The organism is Micromonospora sp. DT68 (assembly GCF_049847245.1).
In the GTDB taxonomy this organism is placed as follows: Bacteria; Actinomycetota; Actinomycetes; order Mycobacteriales; family Micromonosporaceae; genus Micromonospora; species Micromonospora profundi.
Genome location: NZ_JBNCNZ010000006.1, coordinates 72,869 through 91,289, shown reverse-complemented (window position 1 = coordinate 91,289; position 18,421 = coordinate 72,869). Strand labels below are relative to the sequence as shown.

4 protein-coding genes are annotated in these 18,421 nt (G+C 73.2%); all 4 read right to left on the bottom strand.

The genetic code is table 11. The features are described from left to right. Positions 1–2: 2 nt before the first annotated feature. The 4 genes from ACPXB1_RS13110 to ACPXB1_RS13095 are packed head-to-tail and all read right to left on the bottom strand — an operon-like array spanning position 3 to position 18,305. Positions 3–4,415, bottom strand: coding sequence for a hypothetical protein (locus ACPXB1_RS13110; RefSeq protein WP_355627701.1), 4,413 nt, complete (start codon positions 4,413–4,415; stop codon positions 3–5). Continuing rightward, a complete protein-coding gene (locus ACPXB1_RS13105) occupies positions 4,415–9,937 on the bottom strand; it encodes a DUF3892 domain-containing protein (RefSeq protein WP_355627698.1) in 5,523 nt (1,840 codons plus the stop codon). Before ACPXB1_RS13105 ends, ACPXB1_RS13110 begins: the two co-directional genes overlap by 1 nt. Further along, positions 9,934–13,338: a DUF6603 domain-containing protein gene (locus ACPXB1_RS13100; protein ID WP_425735324.1), complete on the bottom strand. Its 3,405-nt coding sequence runs from the start codon at positions 13,336–13,338 to the stop codon at positions 9,934–9,936. The genes ACPXB1_RS13105 and ACPXB1_RS13100 overlap by 4 nt, the downstream gene beginning before the upstream one ends. Beyond that, a complete protein-coding gene (locus ACPXB1_RS13095; protein WP_425735323.1) occupies positions 13,335–18,305 on the bottom strand; it encodes a hypothetical protein in 4,971 nt (1,656 codons plus the stop codon). Before ACPXB1_RS13095 ends, ACPXB1_RS13100 begins: the two co-directional genes overlap by 4 nt. Between the last annotated feature and the right edge of the window lie 116 nt (positions 18,306–18,421).

Below are 18,421 nucleotides of genomic sequence, written 5' to 3'. Positions count from 1 at the left end.
CCTTAGCCGGCGGGGACGGTGCGGGTGAAGTCGGTGGCGGCGGTTTCGCCGTCGGTGTTGAACGGGAAGTAGAGCGCGGGCAGGAACTGGCCGACCTCGCCGAGGGTCGCCACGTCGATGGCGCGCAGCGGGGCGAGTTCGAGGGTCTCCACGAGCGTGCGTTCCAGGGCGTCCCGGGTCCACACTGTGGCGTCGTCCGCCGGCACGGCGAGCAGGATGGCCTGCGGTGCCGCCTGGCCGGGCGTCTCGGCGTGGAACGCGACCCCGGTGGTCTCGGCCTCGTTCGGCACCACCTCGACCCACTCGTCCACGAGCAGGCCGCACAGCGGTGCGGCCGGGTCGACAGTGGCCGGGGCGTCGACGACGATCGACAGCCGGGACCCGGCGGGCCGGTCGGCGCCGAAGCGAAGCCCCACCCACCGGTCGCCGGGCGCGTAGGGAAGCTGCGCCACCCGCAGGTCCCCGTACCGGTCGGGGCGGACCGCCTGGGCGTAGCCGCGTACCGTCTCCAGCCGGTCGACTCCGGCCCGGACCGGCGCCGAGTCGGCGAGCCAGTCATCGGCCTCGTGTGGCGACCCGCCCTGAAGATCGGTGCTCGCGGCCAGCGCCGCGGTCAGACCGGCGGGGTCGGCGATGGTGAACGCCGGCAGGACCCGGAAGTCCGCGCCGAAGACCGCCTGCAACCGGGCCACGTCGTGGTCCCGGCGCTCCTCGGCGGTCGCCCTGGCCCGGTCGAACCCGTTGGTAAGCACGAGCAGGGCGGCGTGCCGGGTGCCGACCTCCGCGCCGACCGCGCGGGCCCGCGCCAGCAGCGCCGGCGGCGTCGCGTCCGGACCGAGGTACGCGCCCAGCACCCCGATGCCGGCGGCGGTCGCCAGCGCCGCAGCGAGCACCGCCGGATCTTCGCTTGCCAGGTCGGCGACGAGCTGGCCCAGCAGGTCAGCGGCGTCGTCGGCGCGGTCGCGCAGAGTCGGGTCATCGGCTGGCGCGGACCCGTCAGTGCCCGGATCGGCGCCGCCCGGGTGCAGGTCGACGGCGCTCAGCGGGCGGGCCGAGGCCACAAGGGCTCGCACCGCGCGGGCGACCTCAACGAACTCGTCAAGTGCCAGCACGTCGGCGGTCCAGTCTTCGCGCCGGCCCGGCAGCACCCGCTGCGGCCGGGATCCGGTCGCGCCCACCGGCGGGGTCGCGGCGTCCAGGATCCGGGCGACCAGCTCACCGTCGGCAGAGATCTCCTCGCCGTCGGTGAGCGCGAGCAGGTCCAGCGGGGACCTGCCGATCCGGTCGAGGCCGACCTCTCCGATGACCGGGGCGCCCGGCCCGGCCCACTCCACCCGGGCGCGCACCGACGCCGGCCGGGGCAGCAGCCCGCCGACCAGCGCGTCCAGACGGGGCTCGGCCGCTGCCCGGGGCGTCGGCCCGGTGGTCGGCCAGTCCTGCGTCGTGGCGGGCCAGTCGTTGCCGAGCAGCGCGACCCGGTGGGTGATGGCCAGGCCGGTGCGCGGTGTCCGGGCGAACTCCAGCTCACTCGCCGGTACGTCGCCCCGGGAGGCGGCGTCAAGCGTGGCCCCGGACCGCATCGGGTTGCCCTGCGCCGCCTGGTGCACGCTCTCGGCCAGCAGCGCGTCGGCCACCGCGTCGATCGCCTCGCCCAGCGAGGTGAGCACCTCGACGAGCGCCACCTGGTCGCCGGCGCCGGCGTTCGGCAGCTCCGGGTCGCCGTTCCAGTCGAGCCCGCCGGCGCGCCAGCGTTGGTACAGGTCGAGGCCGTCCACCACTGCGGCGGAGGCGATCACCGGCTCGACCTCGGCGTCGTGCTGCACCCGCAGCGCACGCACCGGCGCGATCTCCCGCAGCCGGGGCAGGTACTGCTCCAGCACCCGCGGATGGTCCTGGAGTTGGCGCTCGAACCGGTAGCCGAGCAGCTCGGTGAGAGGCTGCCCCTGGCGTACGCCGTCGAGGAGCCAGCTCGCCAGCCGTACGCGGTCGGAGCTGAGGTCCACGGCGAGGGGGTTGTCACCGCCGGAGGCGTGCGCCCGGTATCCGGCGCGCAGCACTGCGGCGGTGGCCGCCTGGCCGAGCGACGGCGCGTGCACGTACCCGGCGTTCGGGGCGCCCTCGCGCAGCGTGCCCGGGTCGGCGGAGGTGCCGCTTCGGCGCAGGTTCTCCACCCAGCCGTACGCGCCGAGGTGCACTCCGGTCGGCTGGGTCCGGCGCATCGTGGCGAGGCGCTTCGTGGCGAACGAGGTGATCCAGGCGTCGAGCCGGTACGAGGAAAGGTCGATCGACTCGGCGAGCAACCGCTCCAGATCGGCGGCCGGGTACGCGGCCAGCGCCAGCGCGCTCTCCCGGAACGCGAACAGATCCGTACCGGGGGCGGTACGCAGGTGCTCGCCGACCACTGCGGTCGACCCGCCCGGCAGCGGGACCTGGCGTGCGAGTTGGCGCCACAGCGGCCAGCTCGTCCGGTCGGGGCGGATGTCGATCAGCTCCGCGTCCCGGTACGCGTCGGCCGGCAGTGGCGCGACCATCTGCTGGAGCCGGCGCGCCGCGGTGGCGTACTCGGCCAGGGCGGACTGGCGCAGCAGGCGGTAGAGCAGCGGGGTGGCCGTACCGTTGGTCTCGGCCTGGTCCCGCAGGTCGGTCCAGGTCCGTTCCAGTGCGGCGAGCCACGGCAGGTAGTCGGCAGGTCCCGCGCCCTCGGGCGGGGCGACAAGGGGTCCACCGACCGGAAAGGCCCGTTGCGCGAAGGCGGCCTGGGCCAGCCGGGTCTCCCAGCCCAGTTCGAGCAATTCCATCACCTGGCTCGGTTCGAACGCCTGCCGCACGCGCCAGTTCTCGTCCATGTCGAGGCGCAGGAACCGCCACAGGTGCGTCAGGTAGTCCATGCCGAGCAGGCTGCGGGCCTGCCATTGCGAGCCCAACGGCCCCTGGGCGAGGATCCGAAACAACACCTCGCGCGGGTCGCCGGGACCACCCACCCGGGGTACGCCCGGCAGGTTGGTATCCGGCTCGATCTCGGTGGTCGACGGGCGCCACACCCGGTCCCGCAGCAGCCGGAGAAAGCCGACCAGGGCGTTGTCCCGGGCGTCGGTGCCGGTCCACCGGTCCAACGCCGTCACCGGCAGCACCCCGTACGGCTGTTCGGCGACCCGCAGCGCCGGCACCGGACCGGCCGCCCGTACGTGCTCGATGTAGTGCCGCCGCCCGTATCGGATGTCGTCCTCGGTGACCACCCCGGTCACCATGTCGCTGAGGAAGTATCCCCAGGTGGTGGCCCAGGTGACGGTGTTCATGTGTCGCGCGCCGGCGGATTGGGACACGGCGGCCCTGGCTGGGGCGGTGGGCGGTCCCTCGGGGCGCAGCGCGGCGCGGGCCAGGGCCCGGGGCGACTTTGTGACAGTGTCACCCCGGACCACGTGCAGCGGGTCGCCCGGCTGCGCGACGAGCGGGACACCCAGCGCCCGGGCGGTGACCGGTGCGTCGCCGTCCACCTCGGCGGGTGGCTCCTGACCGGGCAGCACCCGCAGCAGGTCGATCCGCTGCGGATCGTCGGGGTCATGGCCGGAGCGGGCGCCCGCGGTGTTGTTGGTAGGGGTGCCCGGCGGCACGAAGACGAGCCCGTGGGTGTGGAAGTGGGCGTCGAGCAGCTCACCGAGCACCCGGGCCCCGCGTCCGGCCGGGGTTTCCGGGGCGACCACCTCGTCGGCGTCCACACCGAACACCACAAGCCGGTCGATGCCACCCTGGACCATCTGCGGTGGCAGCGGGATCCGCATCGCCATGCCGGCGTCGACGGCGGCCTGGAAGTCGACGAGCCATCGACTACGGTCGTCGACCGGAGGCTCCTCGTTGCTGACCGAGGTCAAGTCGACAGAGGGTGACGGGCCGACGACCAGCGGACGGTGTACCGGCGTGGACTGTGCGTACACCGGCGCGACGCCGGTCCGCCACAGGGTGACGTGCCACTGGCTGGGCAGGGCGCGGGCCACCGGCGCACGGTCCCAGGCGTCGGCGCCACCGGCCACCGGCGGGAAGTCCGGGTCCCGCAGCAGTGGACGGCCCGGTGGGACGGGCTTGCCCGGTCGGCCGTCCGCCGCCGGCTCCAGGGCCCGGGCGATCCAGACGGCCCGTTCCGGGTCGACGAGCTGGCACAGCCGCCGCCAGGCGGTGACCTCGTCGGCGGAGACCCGGCCGGCCCGCCACACGTCGATCCAGTACTGCTTCGCCCAGGCCACCTCGTCGTCGGTCAGATCTGGCTGGTGGGTGTCGACGTGCAGTACGTCCGGCAGCACCCGCAGCCACAGCTCGGTGCCGGTCGGTCCGGTGTCGACGAATCGGGTCTCCACGCGCACCGGCAGCATGGCCACCGGCCACTGGGTGGGCAGGTGCCACGTCGGGTTGGGTGCAGTCATCACGCGTCCTCGGCCAGTTCGGGCAGGGATAGCAGGTTGTTGGGCAGGTCGCCGTCGGCCTCGGTGGTGAGGTACGGGCGACCGGCAGCGGTACGGGAGACCAGCACCTGGACCTGGTCACCGACGGGGCGTTCGACGTAGAACCGTTCGTGCCTACCGATCGCGGCGATCACGTCCTCGGTGCCCATCCGCCACGGTGTGCCGTCGGCACGGTGCCCGCCGACGGCGACGATCCGGTGCTGGGGAACCCCGCCGGAGTGCCGGGCGACCGCCTCGATCTGCCAGGTGTCGTCGATGGCCGGGATCATGTCGCTGGCATGGATCGCCACCATGACCGGCCGCTGGAGGGTGATCTGCGCCTGGTGGGCGCTGTTGTAGCCCCACTCCAGGCCACCGAGTCGCAGGCTGCTCAGCCGGCCGGAGGCCTGGGCGTGCCGCAGTCGCTCCTCCTCGGACGCGTCGCCCGTCAGGTGCCGCCAGTGCACGTCCGACCAGTGCGTCGGGGCACCGCCGTAGCTCGCCCCGTCGGGCGGGGCGTCCAACCCGAACCGGGCGTCGGTCGGCGGCTGCCGCAACACGATGAACCAGCCGGCGTCGGTGTCACTCCCCCGGGCTTCGGAAACCTCCAGCGGGAGTCCGAAGAACTGGATGTCCGGGTCGAGCCGGCCGGCGAACTGCGGCTCGCGCGTCTCGTCGGCCAGCTGCCGGCTGCCGTCGGCGGCGAAGGTGGCCTTCTGCACGTAGATCGCCGTGCCCGGGTACCGGCGTAGCAGCTCTCCACGGACCAGCACCACCAGCAGGTCACCGGCGCCGACGGCGGTGGCGTTCTCGCCCAGCCCGTTGCCGGGCTTCCAGCCCTGGATGGGTGGGATGTCGGACAGCGGACCGACTGACGACTGCGCGGATCGGACGTCCCAGAACTGGGAAAAGAAGGTGGCACCCAGGTCGGTCGGGTACCGCCGCCACAGCATCTCCCGGCCCAACTCGGAGTTGAGGCCGACCATGAACGCCTCCACGAAGGACGCGTTGACCCGCAACAGGGTGACCGTCTCCGGCGGGATCTCGGACACTCCGGGAAAGAGCAGCTCCTGGGACAGGTCCCGCAGCGCCTCGTACATCGGGCGAGGGAACCGGGGCACCACCACCAGTTCGCGCAGCTCCTCCACCGACTCGGCGCCGGCCAGTTTCAGTCGACCGGCGGTCTTGTCGGTGATCCCGCCGACGGGCTCCAGGGCGCTTGTCATCCGGGCCGCCAGCGTGGCGGTGTCGACGGCAACCCGTTGCTTCGGCCGAGCCAGCGCCTGGGCCGCCAGGATTCGGTCCTGGTGCCGCCCGGCGGCGGCGGCGAACTGGTCGCCCATGGTGGCGCGGGCCGCGGTCAACGCCGGGTCGAGGTCGGCGAGGGCGACCGCCGCCCCCTGCCCCTCCCATCCGAACCACCCGGGGACCTCGGCGTCGGCCGACCACCGCTGGGCCACCCCGTACCGGTCCAGGTCCCACCCGACCCGGTAGTAGCCGCGGTTGGACTGGGCCGGATTGGCGACGTGGAACAGGACCAGGTCGGCCCGGCGGGTGCCGGTGACGTCCATGACGGCGATGCCGGCGCCCTGGTGCGCCGCCGGCAGCGGGCCGCCGCCGACCACCTTGGCCGGTGCCCAGCCGCCGGTGACGCGGCCCCGGGCGTTGAGCTGCCACCCGATCCGGTAGACCGCCTGGTTGGCACCGCCGGCCGATTCGATGGTGAGCACCACGATGTCCGGAGTCAGGTTGTCGTTGAGGTCGGCGACGGCCACCCCGACGCCCTGCACCGGCCTCGGCGTCCAGGGCACCGACACCGAGTCGGACCATCCCCGGCTGATCGCGCCCTGGGTGTCCAGCCGCCAACCGACCCGGTAGTACAGGCCCGGGGCGGCACCGCCGGTGGCGTACGCCAGGATCAGTTCGGGACGGCCGTCGCCGTCGAGGTCCGCCACGGCGAGGTCGGCGCCCTGGATCTCGGCGGCCACCTCGTCGGGCAACCGGTACGTCGGGCTCCACCCTCCGGTCACCGCACCGTTGGCGCCCAGGTTCCAGCCGATCTGGTAGTAGACGGCGTTGGCTCCTGCCGGGTTGTCCACCCACATCAGGATCAGGTCGGGTTGGCCGTTGCCGTTGATGTCGGCGACCGCGATGCCCAGACCCTGCGTCTCCCAGCCGATCGGCCCCGGCTTGTCGATCTGCGCGGTCCAGCCGCCGCGTACCTCGGCTTCGAACCCGAGGTTGCGGCCCACCCGGTGGTAGATGACGTTGTCGGTCACGCCGTTGTCGACGTGCGCGGCGACCAGATTGGACATGAAGCCCAGCGGCAGCGCCCACCGGACGCCGCCGGCCGGCTCCGCGGCGATCGAGCCGGCGCCTCGGGAGTCCACCGGGAAGCCCTGGTCCTCCCAGGTCCACTCGTTGCCGGTACGGCTCACCGAAAAGAGGCGGCCGTCGCTGCCGGTCACGAAGACCGTCAACCGGCCCCACATCGCCGCGCCTGGCACCTGCATCACCGTCGTGCCGGGCGGGGAACCCAGGTCCCGCCACGACCAGGCAGAGCCGTTCCAGAACCGGATGTACAGCCGCCCGTTCGAGGCGCCGCAGAAGACCATCACCTCGTTGCCGCTGACGATGATGTCGCCGGGGGCGTTGCTGAGCGTGGTCCCCGGCGGGGTGCCGTGGTCGCCCCAGGTGCTGTTGGTCAGTACCCGTTCGATCAGCCGCCCGTCGTAGGAGATGCCGAACACGCTGACGGGTGCGGTGCGCGGCGCGATGTGCCGCAGCGGGGCGCCGGCCATGTGCCCGTGCCAGCGCCACTCCCAGCGGCTGCCGGTCCAGTAGCGCTGCCACAGTCTGCCGGCGTCGCTCGTGACGAAGAAGCTTCCGTTGGCCTGGGCGCTGCCCGGCGTGCTGACGATCTTCTCGGCGCTGTAGTGGCTGGGATTGCCGTGGTCGACCCAACTCCACTGCGTACCGTTGCGGCGCCGTTCCCAGAGGCGGTTGCCGCCACCGTTGGTGGTGCTGGTCAGGAAGATGCTCTGGTTGTTGAGCACCAGGAAGGGCGAGCTGCCGAGCCCGTAGCTGCCGGGCGGGATCGGGTGCTTGCGCCAGTACCAGCGGTCGTCCTCGCGGTAGTGCTCGAAGAGCCCGCCGTGCACGGTGGCGACGAAGATCCGCCGACCGCCGTCCATGACCCCGCCGGGCTCGACCCCGGCGGCCTGGGTGCCGGTCGGTGCGCCGTGGTCGAACCAGAGCCACCGGGTGCCGTCGAAGGACCGCTCGAACAACCGGCCGTCGGTGGTGCTGACGAACGTCTGCCGGTCGTTCACCGCCGGGCCGGGCGGGCTGAGCACCACGCCCGGCAGGCCGGTCGGCTGGGCGGGCACGCCGGCCGGCAGCGGGCTGGTGTCCGGGTACGACACCGGCAACGGCTGCGGCGGGTCCGGGATCGGGTCCGGATCGGGATAGGGGTCCCGCGGCGGCCAGTTCGGGTCGTCCGGGGGCAGCCTCGGCTCGATCGGTCGCATCGGCGACACCGTCCACACCTCGCCGAACTGCTCGACGGTGGCAGCGCCGACCGGGGTGTCGAGCAGGCCGGTCAGCGCCGGCCGGCTGTCGCCACCGGTGCCGTCGGACGCCGGTGGAGCCAGCGCGACCTTCGGCTCCGACGTCGACGGGACGGCATCCGCTGCCGGAGCCGGCTGATCCACCACGACGGCCGACGCCAGGGCCGGCTCGTCCGCCGCCACGGCTGCCTCGTCCGCCGCCACGGCCGGTGCCTCAGCGGTGGCCGCACCGGTGGTCGCGGCTGCCGCGAGGCCCGCGGCGCGTCCCCGCCACCAGGGGTTGGCGCGGTCGATGCGGTTCCGGTTGATCAGGTGGAAGGCGATGTCGTCCCCCGCGACCTCGTCGAACAGCACGGTGCCCGTCGGCGGCTGCTCCGGCGGCGTCGCGGTCACCTCGTTGCTCGCCGCCGCCTCCACCATCGAGTCCAGAGCTGCGACGCCGGCCCGGCGGGCCAGTGGACCGTCCGGCCGGGTCATCCTCCGGAACGTCGCCGACAGGGCCGCCGTCGCGGTCGGGTTGCGGTGCAGTTCGCCGCTGATCAGCCGCTTGCCGCGGGGGGTGACCGTCACGGCGTCCAGCACCGCCCCGGAGACCTGCAACAGCCGGCCGGCCCCCAACGGGCCGCCGAGGGCGAGCCGGCCGACGGCAGCCCCGGACCGGGCGAGAGCGGCCGCCGCCGCGCCGGCGATCCGCCGGTCGTACGTCGAGCGGCTGACCTCGGTGGCCAGCTGGGCCTGGCGTACGGCCTCGTTGGCGCGCTGCACCTCGGCCGCCTGTTCCCAGGCCGCCGCCATCAGCTCCTCCTGCTGCTCGCGCACCACGCGGGTGCCGAGCGCTGCGGCGATCCGGTGCCGGGGGTCGAGGTTCAACTCCCGGAGCCAGTGCGGGTGTGCCGCGTCGCCGGGCACCCGGTCGACCCCGGCGTACCTTCCGCCGTAGAGCGGTGGGCCGAGCCGGGTGCCGGTGTCGGCGATCAACGCGCGCAGCAGTTCCTCGAACGCCTCCCGGGACTGCGCCGGCCAGAGGGTCGGCATGGTGAGCGCCCCCCGGAGCGCGCCCTCGGCACCCAGGGTCACAGTGGGTACCGACGGGTCGAGCCCTGGCACCCCGGACGGGCCGAGCAGCATCGGGCGCAGCCCCGCGTCGGTGGGCAGGGCCCGGGCCTGCAGCCGCCGGACCAGGGACTCGAAGTCGCCGTCGGCGCCTGTGGAGAACTCCCAGCTGTGGTAGACCGGCAGCGGCGGCGCGGCACCCAGACCGGGCGTCCAAGCCGGAGCGAGAGCCGCGCTGTCGTCGACAGGCAGGCCCAACCCGGCCCGCCGGCCGGCCTCGAACGCCGGCACCAGGCAGGCTCGGTAAGCGATGCCGGCGGCCAGCCGGCGCGGGCTGATCAGCCGGGACAGGGTGCGTCGCGGGTCACCGGCCAGCACATCGGCGACCGGTTCACCCGTCCCGGTGGTGGCGACCTGGGCATGCGCCCAGGCCCACGACTCGGCCAGGTCGGGCAGGTCCGACAGCGCGCACTGCAACACCGGCAGCGGGGCGCCCATGTCGGTACGCAGCTCGGAGTTCGCCACCGGCACCACGACGAGGAACAGCCAGGGGCGCAGCCGCTGGCGGCTGCCGGGCGCGGCCGGGGTGAACAGCCACGGGAAGTCCGGCCGGTCGAACTCGATGGTGACCAGGTTGTTCGGCTCGAAGTCGCTGGCCCGCTCCGGCGGGTCGGTGCGGATGACCTGTCGGGTGTCGATGCCCCGGATGTCGCCCGGCCCGTACAGGCGGATGTCGAACGTGCGCTCGGTGCGACCGGCCAGCCGGACGCCCACAGTGACCGGCTGCCGTGCGGGGATGTCCGTCTCCAGCGGGTCGGCCACCGCACCGGCGGCGGCCAGCCCTTGCCGGACGTACGCCAGGAAGTGCAGTTGCGCCGTCACCGGCGTGCCTCCTCAGGGATGCGTGAGCCGGCGACCGGCTCGGTGAACCGCACCAGGGGGGTCAGCCCGGCGCGGTACGCGGCCGGGCCGGTCACCCGGGCGGGGGCCAGCGCGGCTGCGCTGGACCGGGTCAGGCGCTTCAGGGTCGCTCCGTCCATCGGCCGCATGGCCGGTGCCGGGGCGACAGCCGACCGCTTCGCCCGCCCGGCCCCGCCCGGGGTACGGGCGGCGACGTCGGGCTCGTCGATGATCAGCACGTCGTAGCCGAGCGCCACCGGTGGCGGGGCGGCCATGTCGTACTCCACCTCCGGGGAGGAGAAGCCGCGGCCCGCCTCCATCCGCTCGAAGGAGGGAGTGGAGAGCAACTGGTCGTCGGTCATGGCCTGGAACTGGGCCCGCGCGAAGTGCTCGTAGGTGACCGTGCCGGCGTCGGTGGCGTCGACCCCGCCGAACCGCACCGACGCGATCGTGTACGCGGTCTTCTGCGTCACCGGCGCGCTGCCGTACCGCTCGATGGTCAGGCCCAGTGGGGCGACCTGCTGGGTGACCGCTATCGCGCCCAGCGGGTGGGCCAGCAACTGCCCAGGCGCCGCCTCGATCTTGCGGAGGGTGACCAGGGCCTCGCCTCGTGGCGGCAGCTGCGCCGTCCAGTTGCGCGGGTCGGCGAACGCCGCGTCGAGCTGCCCGCCGACGTCGACAGGTGTGGGCAGCGGCGGTGGGGTACGCGACCCGATGGTGAGGTCGAAGGAGACCGAGGCGCTGACGAACAGCACCTTGAACTTCGCCTTGCCGCGCGCCCGCCACGGCCGGGGACCGCTGAGCGTCACGCTGAGCGCGACGGCCATCAGCTCCCGCTTGCCCCGGCGCAGCGCCACCGCCGCACCGATGTCGGCGACGAAGCTCAACGGCGCCAACTGCACAAGGGTGTCGAAGGAGAGCATCCCGGAGACGTTGAAGCCGGCCGCCTCGGCGTAGACCTCCAGCCGGGCGCCGAACTGCACGGTGTTCGAGGTCAGCGCGAGGTACGACTCCAGCCGCAACCGGGGGTTGTTCTTCTCGGACAGGGCGATCGCGAGGCGACGCAGTTGCGGGAAGTTCGGCGGCGGCTGGAATCGCGGGTTGAACCCGCCGGCCGCGAGCGCGAACGTCGGTTTCGCACCCCAGGACATCCGCATCGCCATGTCCCCGCTGATCGGGAAGCCGGCGATCTGCGAGTCGTAGAGCGAGGCGTCGATGGATGCCTCTTCGGCACCGAAGTCGACGATGCCCAGGACGTCCATGTTGATTTTTACGATCGGGTTCTTCTCGTCGGGCAGGGCCATCCGCAGCCGCCCGAGCACCACCAGCCGCAGCGGCGCCGGCAACTCCAGCACCAGACCGAGGTCGAAGGTGAGCAGGGTCGGTGTGCCCCAGCCGAGCCGGGCCATCGGGCCGAAGACGTACCTGCCGACGGCCACCGGGAAGATCGTGCCGACCGCCGCCACCGTCTCCGCGGCCCGGCCCACCGGGTCCGTGGGGAACATCAGCGAGTTCAGCGACCCGTTGCGCACCCCGGACCGCAACGCCTCGACGTTCACCGTCCGGTGCACGCCGAGCATCCCGCCGACCCCGTTGAGGGTGAAGCCGAAGCCGAGCTGGATCGGGGTGAACTCCCCCGAGATGATGACCAGCAGGGAGAACCCGTCGCTGCCGTCCGGCATCCGGATCGGCGACCCGTCCGGGTTCTTCGTGGCGAGCAGGCCGACAGCGCTCACCGCGATCGACTCGAACTGCAGGTGCAGCGCACCGGCGTACTGGCCGGCGTCGGCGTCCACGAAGAGGTAGCCGCCGCCCGCCAGCGGCCCGGCGGCGAGCGACAGCCCGAGGCCCGACGGCGGCTTGAACGCCAGTGCCGTCTCGGCCGGGCCGAGGTTGCCGCCACCTGGCGGGAAGGTCAGGCCCGCCTCGACACCGATCCGCTCGGCCACCGCGCGCAGCGGCCCCAACCGCAGGGTCGCCGAGGCGGCCAGCGCGGCGAAGAGCCCTTCCCCGCGTACGCCGAGCGCCGCGTGCAGCCCGAAGATCTCGACCGGGCCGGCCGAGATGTGCAGCGGCAGGTCCGCGTCGAGCCCGGCGGCGCCCCGGAAGGTGAGACCCTTGCGCAGCGACCAGGTCAGCGCGAGGTCGAACTCGGCGCGCAGCCCCTCCGGCGGCAGCACCTGGGCGAGGAACCCGTCGCCGTCGCCGGCCGCGACGACAAGCGCCGCGCGGGCCGCCGAGATCGACAGCTCGATGTCGTCCACCCCGCCGCCCAGCGCCGCGCCGGCGGCCAGCCGCAGGCCCTGCACCTCCAGGCGGGTGCCGGTGACGCTGCCGATGCGCAGGGCCACACCTGTCGCGTCCGGCACCCGGTCGGCGGTGAGCGCGATCCGCACCATCGCGTCCAGGCCCGCCGGCAGGGTGAGCCCGTCCGGCCCGATCGCGAATCCGGCGCCCGCCCCCTGGACGGCCAGCTTCAACGCCCAACCGGCGACGATCCGGTCGAGTTCCAGCGCGCCCCGCAGCGCCAGGACCAGGCCGAGCCCGCCCCGGTCGGCGGCGGACAGCGCCGCGCTCGCCCCGACGGTGAGCCGGGCGTCGCCGACCCGGACCGGGGCGGCCACTGTGAGCATCCGGGATGCCAGGGCGGTGCCCACGGTGCCCAGGTCCGGTCCGTCGGCCGGGTTCAGGCCGTACAGCGCCGGCACGCCGAGTTCCTTGAGTACGGCGGCGATGCGGGGAAAGAGCTTCGCCGCCGCCGCGTCCGCCGCCGCCGTGGTGGCCAGCCCGTCCGGGAAGTACTCGGCCCGTAGCGTGCCGACCGGGTCGGTGAGCAGGTCACCGAGCCGGTCCAGGTGCAGCTGCGGCCGGGACCGGGGCAGCCGTACCGGTGCGCCGGTCGCCGGCATCGGCGCGCTCACCGGCTGCTCGCCGGCCGGGGTGAGCAGCGTCAACAGGATCGCCACCTGGTACGCGACCGGGTGCTGGCGTTGCAGGTAGTTGACGGTGAGGAAGGTGATCAGATCCTCGGCCAGCACCTCGGCGGGCGGCAGGTTCGCCGCACCGGCGCTCAGCGCCGGGGGCAGCCCGCTGACCGCCGCGACCGCCGCCGACACGGTGTCCAGCGCCGCGGTCAGGTCGTCGAGCGTCTCCGGCGGCCCGTGCTCGATGATCTGGCGGACGCCGTCGACAGCCTCGGCGCAGTCGGTCAACCACTTCTCGAACTCCTCGGGCGGCATCCCGGCCAGCGCGGCGAGGTCCCAGCCGAGCGAGTCGAGGATGCCGGAGCGACGCCACTGGCTGGTGGCGGCCATGGTGATCGGCGACAGCAGCGCCTCGATCTCGCCGAGCAGTTGTGTCTGGAAGTTGCCGTCGTCGGTCATGCCGTCTCCGGTCCGTAGTGAGCCGCGGTGAAGGCAGCCGGCCGGTTGTAGACCGTGTTGACCACGTTCACCGGGTCGGCGATGTTCGCGACGCCCGCCGCGCTGCTGAAGTAGGTGATGGCCGGGACGCCGGCGTGGGCCAGGACCTGGTTCGGGTAAAGCAGCCGTGGGCTCGGGCCTGAGGCCACCTGACCCGTCGTCGCGTACTGCAGACTCGGCATGATCTCCCAGGTGTTGTTGTCCCACCGGAACTCTCGACCGCCGTTGTAACGGCGGATCGTCTCCCGCTGGAAGACCGCGCGGGTGCGCTGGTCGATCGGATTCGGCAGATGGTCGTCGACCAGGTTGTAGGCGGCGGCGCCGTAGGTCCCGAAGATCAGGTCGACGGCTTTACGGATGTTCTCCACCCAGTTCCACGCCTGGTCGGCATTGACGCCCGTGGGCGGGTTGCCCCAGTTGTCGAGCTGACCGATTCCGTAACCGTGGGGCGGCCCGAACAGCGGCATGTCCGTCTCCTGGCCGTACCGCCAGGAACTGCCCTGGAACGTGTACTCGGGTCGGCGTGGGGGGTCCGTGCGGAACTGGTTGTAGCCGCCACGTACACCGCTCTCGTGCTGGAAGATCAACAGTGCGGTCCGCTGCCAGCACGCCAACGTCAGGATGTTGACCCGTGCCAGGTTCTGATTGTTGTTGTAGTACTCCTGCACGATGTCCTCGATGACCGCCTCGATCTCGGCGTCGGGAGCGGGGTTTCGCCCGAGGACCCGGAAGTCTGGCAGCGCCAGCAGCGGCACGGCGGCCGGCGGCGGCCCGAGCACGCCCCCCGCGCCGGGAATCAGCCCGGGGTCCACCTGCCGCTTGTCGAAGGAAAAGCTCGACACGCCCACCTTCCCGTCGCCGCCTCGGATCACCTCCGCCCCGTTCTGCGTCACCGCGGGCTGGAACTCCAGCACCAGCGACGGCCGCGCCTGGGTGCCGGCGCGCCGCCCCCACGGCCGCTGCTGCCCTGTGACAAGCACGGCGGGCAACCGCCGGTTCGCGACCGGGAACGGGACCGGTGTCGGTGCGGGCGTGAACGCCGCCGGCACCCGCCCCTGGCCGTCCACGACGAGGTCCCGCCCCGTGGCGTCGGTGAACTGCCCGGTGGCGCCGTAGTGCAGCACCACCGTCGGGCTGCCGGTGAGGTCCAACTGGTAGTTGTGGCCGATCTGTGGGTTCTGCACCGCGCCGGCCACGGCGTTCGCGTTGGCGTCCGGGCCGTCCCAGCTCAGCCGCAGGTTCCAGGTCCAGTCGATGCGCAGCTTCTGCGGCGGAGCAGGGTTGGCCGTCGGGTCCGGCGGGTCGGACACCGCCGACCGGGTGTACCGCCGGCGCAGCAGGTCCCGCAGCTGGGCGTCGGTGACGCCGACGAACTGCACCTCGCCCATCCACATCGGCATCTGCGGCCGCAGCCGGGCCGGGCCATTGGCGACTAGTGGCCGTCGCTCGTTGCGGAACTCGTACGGCACCATCCGGCGGACCCTCGTCTGGTCGTCGAGCAGAGCGAGGTTGTTCTGCGGCGACCGGAGGAAGTCCACGATGACGAGTTCGTTCGCCTCGCCGCGCAGCGGGCCGCGATCCTGCGCATTCGGGTCGTCGACAAGCGCGGTCTGAAGGCCGCACAGGTGCAGTGTGAACGACTCGACGTGTGGCACTGTCGGACCTTCGGCGACGACCAGGACCTCCACCGGGCCGAACGCCGCCGCCGCGTCGACCAGGAACACGGTCGCTGTGAACGTGCGCACCCCGCCGGCAGCGGGTGCCAGCGTCGCCGTCACCTCGTCGGCGGTGGGCGCGTCGACAGCGATCCCGGTCCGCAACCGCAGCGCGACGCCGGCGGCGGTTTGCAGCCGTAGTCGTACCTGCGTCGCCGCGCCGTCGACCTGCCCCTCGATCCGCAGGCCCCGCTCCACCGGCCGGTGGGGCGCCACCGCGGCCGGGGCCGGGTCGCCGTGCACCACGGCGGGAGGCGCCCACGCGTTGGCCTGCTGCCGGAGGCCCCCCGTGGCGTAGGTGTCCGGCACGTGCCACAGCACCGGCCAGAGCGCCAGTTCCTCGGGACTCACCAGTTTCAGCAGGCGAGCGGGGAGGGTGATCGTGACCGGCTCGGGCTCGGTGTCGCCGGACGATGGCACGGGCGGCACTGTGCGCTGCTGGAACAGGCCGGCGGTGCCGAGCAGCGCGTCCGGCAGAGGCCGGGCGCCCGTGCTGTACGCGACCTCGGCGACCGTGCCGGCGGCCGGTCTGAACGCCTCGGTGTAGTCCCACGGCTCGGTCGAGCCGGCGACGGCGCTGGCGTACAGGTAGCCGTCGGTGCCGGCGCGAAGCCGGCGGACAGCGTCGCCGGTACGCCAGTAGACCCAGGTGTCCTCGGCGGGTTGGCTGCTCGCGGCGGTGCCGTCGACAGCGGGCCGACCGGTCATCAGGACGAGGTGGTCGGGGTCGTGCGACGCGCCGGCCACCCGGGTGGAGAGGCTGACCACGCAGCGGGTCAACGGCGCGGCGGCGTCCTGGCCGGGCAGCCGCCACCACAGGGTCTGGATCGCCTTCTTGGCGTTGCCCGGCTGCCAGGAGAGGCTGACCTCGCCGAGGTTCGCGTAGCCCACCACCTCCTTGCCGTCACCCCATTTGCCCAGGTAATCGTCGTGGTTCTCGGTGGCCGCCAGGTACTGCCCGAGGGCCGCCGAGCGGTCGCCTGTCGGCGGGTAGACCGGTCGCGGCGAGCCGGGGCGGGGCGGGATCGTCGGGTCGGCGGCGTCGTGCTTGGCGAAGCTCAGGTCGTAGGACCAGTCCGGGGTACTTGTGACAGTGCGCAGCGGCCCGGTCTCGGCCACTGCCGGGGTGCCGCTCACCGTCCACGGCACGCTCCGGAGGTGCCCGGTGATCGTGTCGACCAGCTCGGTGCCGACCGTGAGATTCCCGCCGGCCGGGTTCGCCCAGCCGACCCGGCTGCTGCGGGGCAGCACGTCGGCTGTCACGTCGAAGCCGGTGCCGTGCAGGAACCGGGTCAGCCCGTCCTCGTTGCGCGCCGCGCTGGCCACGAACTGCGCGACCACTCCCCGGGTGGGCACCGGAGCGGTGGCCCGGAACGGCGCCGCGCCCTCGTAGCGCAGCCGAGCGGCGAAGCCGTAGCCGACCTCACCGGAGAGCAGGACGATTCGCTGCCGGCGGGTGGCGTCCGGTCGTGCGGCGCCCCTGTTGAACAGTCGGGACAGCAGCTTCTCGTACCCGGCGCGTTGCAGCCCCCAGGCCTCGCTGTCCACGGTGGCCCGGCCCCGGTAGCGCTTGCCGAGTAGCTGTTGCGCGAAGTCGGAGACGAACGGGTAGCCGACCACAGGTGTCGCCGAGACCACGAAGGTGGCGGCCTCCGGGCCGAGGTCCGGCGGGTCCAGCACCTGTTCCTTCAGGGCGGCGTCGCCGTAGAGCAGGGCGGGCGGGTCGCCCGCCCCGCCGAGGAAGACCCGCATGGTCCGGGTGTCCAGCACGATGAGTTGGTGATTGGCCGACTCGACGTGGTAGTGCCAACTCAGCGCGCCGGCCGGGCGCAGCGGTACGCCGCTGTTGAAGCCTGTGGGCAGGCCGACGCAGGTACGGATGGCGGCCGAGGTGTCGTTCTCGGTGCCGTCCCACCCCGCGACAGCGGCGAGCAGCCGCCGGCCGGGTTCACCGGCCGGACCGTCGGTGGCGAACCGTTCCGGCGTGTTCCCCCAGCCCTGGCAGAGGGCGTACGCGGTGAGCGCGTTCTGCATCACCCGCCGGCCCAGCCCGCTGGCGTCGCCGGTGGTGGCAAGCGCCTTCTCGGCCCAACTCTGCGTGGAGAACCAGTCCTCGCTGACCTCGTGCTCGCCGAGCACCAGGTAGGTAGGGGTGTTCGCCAGCACCCGGCGGACCGCGCCGACGCTGGATCGGAACTCCAGCACCGCCGCGCGCTCGTCGGCGAATGTGTCCCGCCGCTGCTTGGCCGGGCCGTACCGGGCCATGGTGGCCCAGGCGTCGGTGAGCCCGGAGTCGGTGAGCGACCGTTCCAGCAGCGCGTGCTCGTCCGGGTGCACGTCGGCGAACTCCGGCAGGGTCTCCGGCCAGAGCACGTCGGACCAGACGAGCAGGTACATCGCCCAGAACTCGGCAAGCGACAGCAGGTGGCTCTTCGCCGCCGCGGCGGTCAGTCCGGCCGCCCCGGTGACCAGATCCTGCCGGTACCCGGGACGCAGTCGGAGGTCCGCGTCGACGACTCCGGGCAGCGCCTCGGGGCCGGCCTTGAGGGTCTGTCCAATCCCGGTGACGACCGCCAGCAGCGGATCGGCGACGTCGTCGGCGTAGATCTGGCTGCCACTGAGCACCAGTTGCTGCGGCCGGGCGAGAGGGTCGGCGACGTCGGCCCGCAGGATCTCGTCGAGCACGGCGAGCGCGTCGTCGCCACCGCCGTGCGGCTTGCGGCAGGAGGTGTGCACCACGCGGAGGCGGTTGAGGTCCTGCGGCGGGGTGGCGAAGCTCGGCAGGCTCGGCGCACCCGGCCCGGCGTAGGTGAGGGCAGCGCGGGCGGCGGGCGTCGTCGCGGCGACCACGCTCGGGGAGTACAGCCGAGGCTCGGTGGCCGGTACCGGCACGGATTCGTCGCCGGGGGCGCCGAAGAACACGTCGTACCGGTAGAGGGTGCCTGCCGCCAGCGGCGCCGCGCCGGTGGCGGTGACAGCGACCAGGTGGCAGTTGGCTGCCACCTTGACCGTGTTGCGGCTGCCCTCGCCGACCTGGGTCACCCCGACCCCGTCGGCGTCCGACGAGTAGACCCGCAGGGTGACCTTGCGGGGTTCCCGCAGCGCCAGCCACACGGTGACGGACGTGCCGTCCACCCGCCGCAGCAGGGGGCCGGCCAGCACCAGCGGAAGGCTGGCGAGCGGGCGGGGCTGCCAGGTCACGCCGACCTCCACGAGCCCGAGTCTGCGGCACCGAGCCGGTCACATATGTCCACAGTGGACATGTCTGTTGCACTGGATCCCTTCACACGCCACCCATTCCACGCTCGCCGACGTCCGGAGCGTTCAGT

What these genes read in the sequence shown, in the direction of transcription:
- ACPXB1_RS13110 (WP_355627701.1), bottom strand. Translation starts at nt 4,415, where the DNA reads ATGACTGCACCCAACCCGACGTGGCACCTGCCCACCCAGTGGCCGGTG.
- ACPXB1_RS13100 (WP_425735324.1), bottom strand. Translation starts at nt 13,338, where the DNA reads ATGACCGACGACGGCAACTTCCAGACACAACTGCTCGGCGAGATCGAG.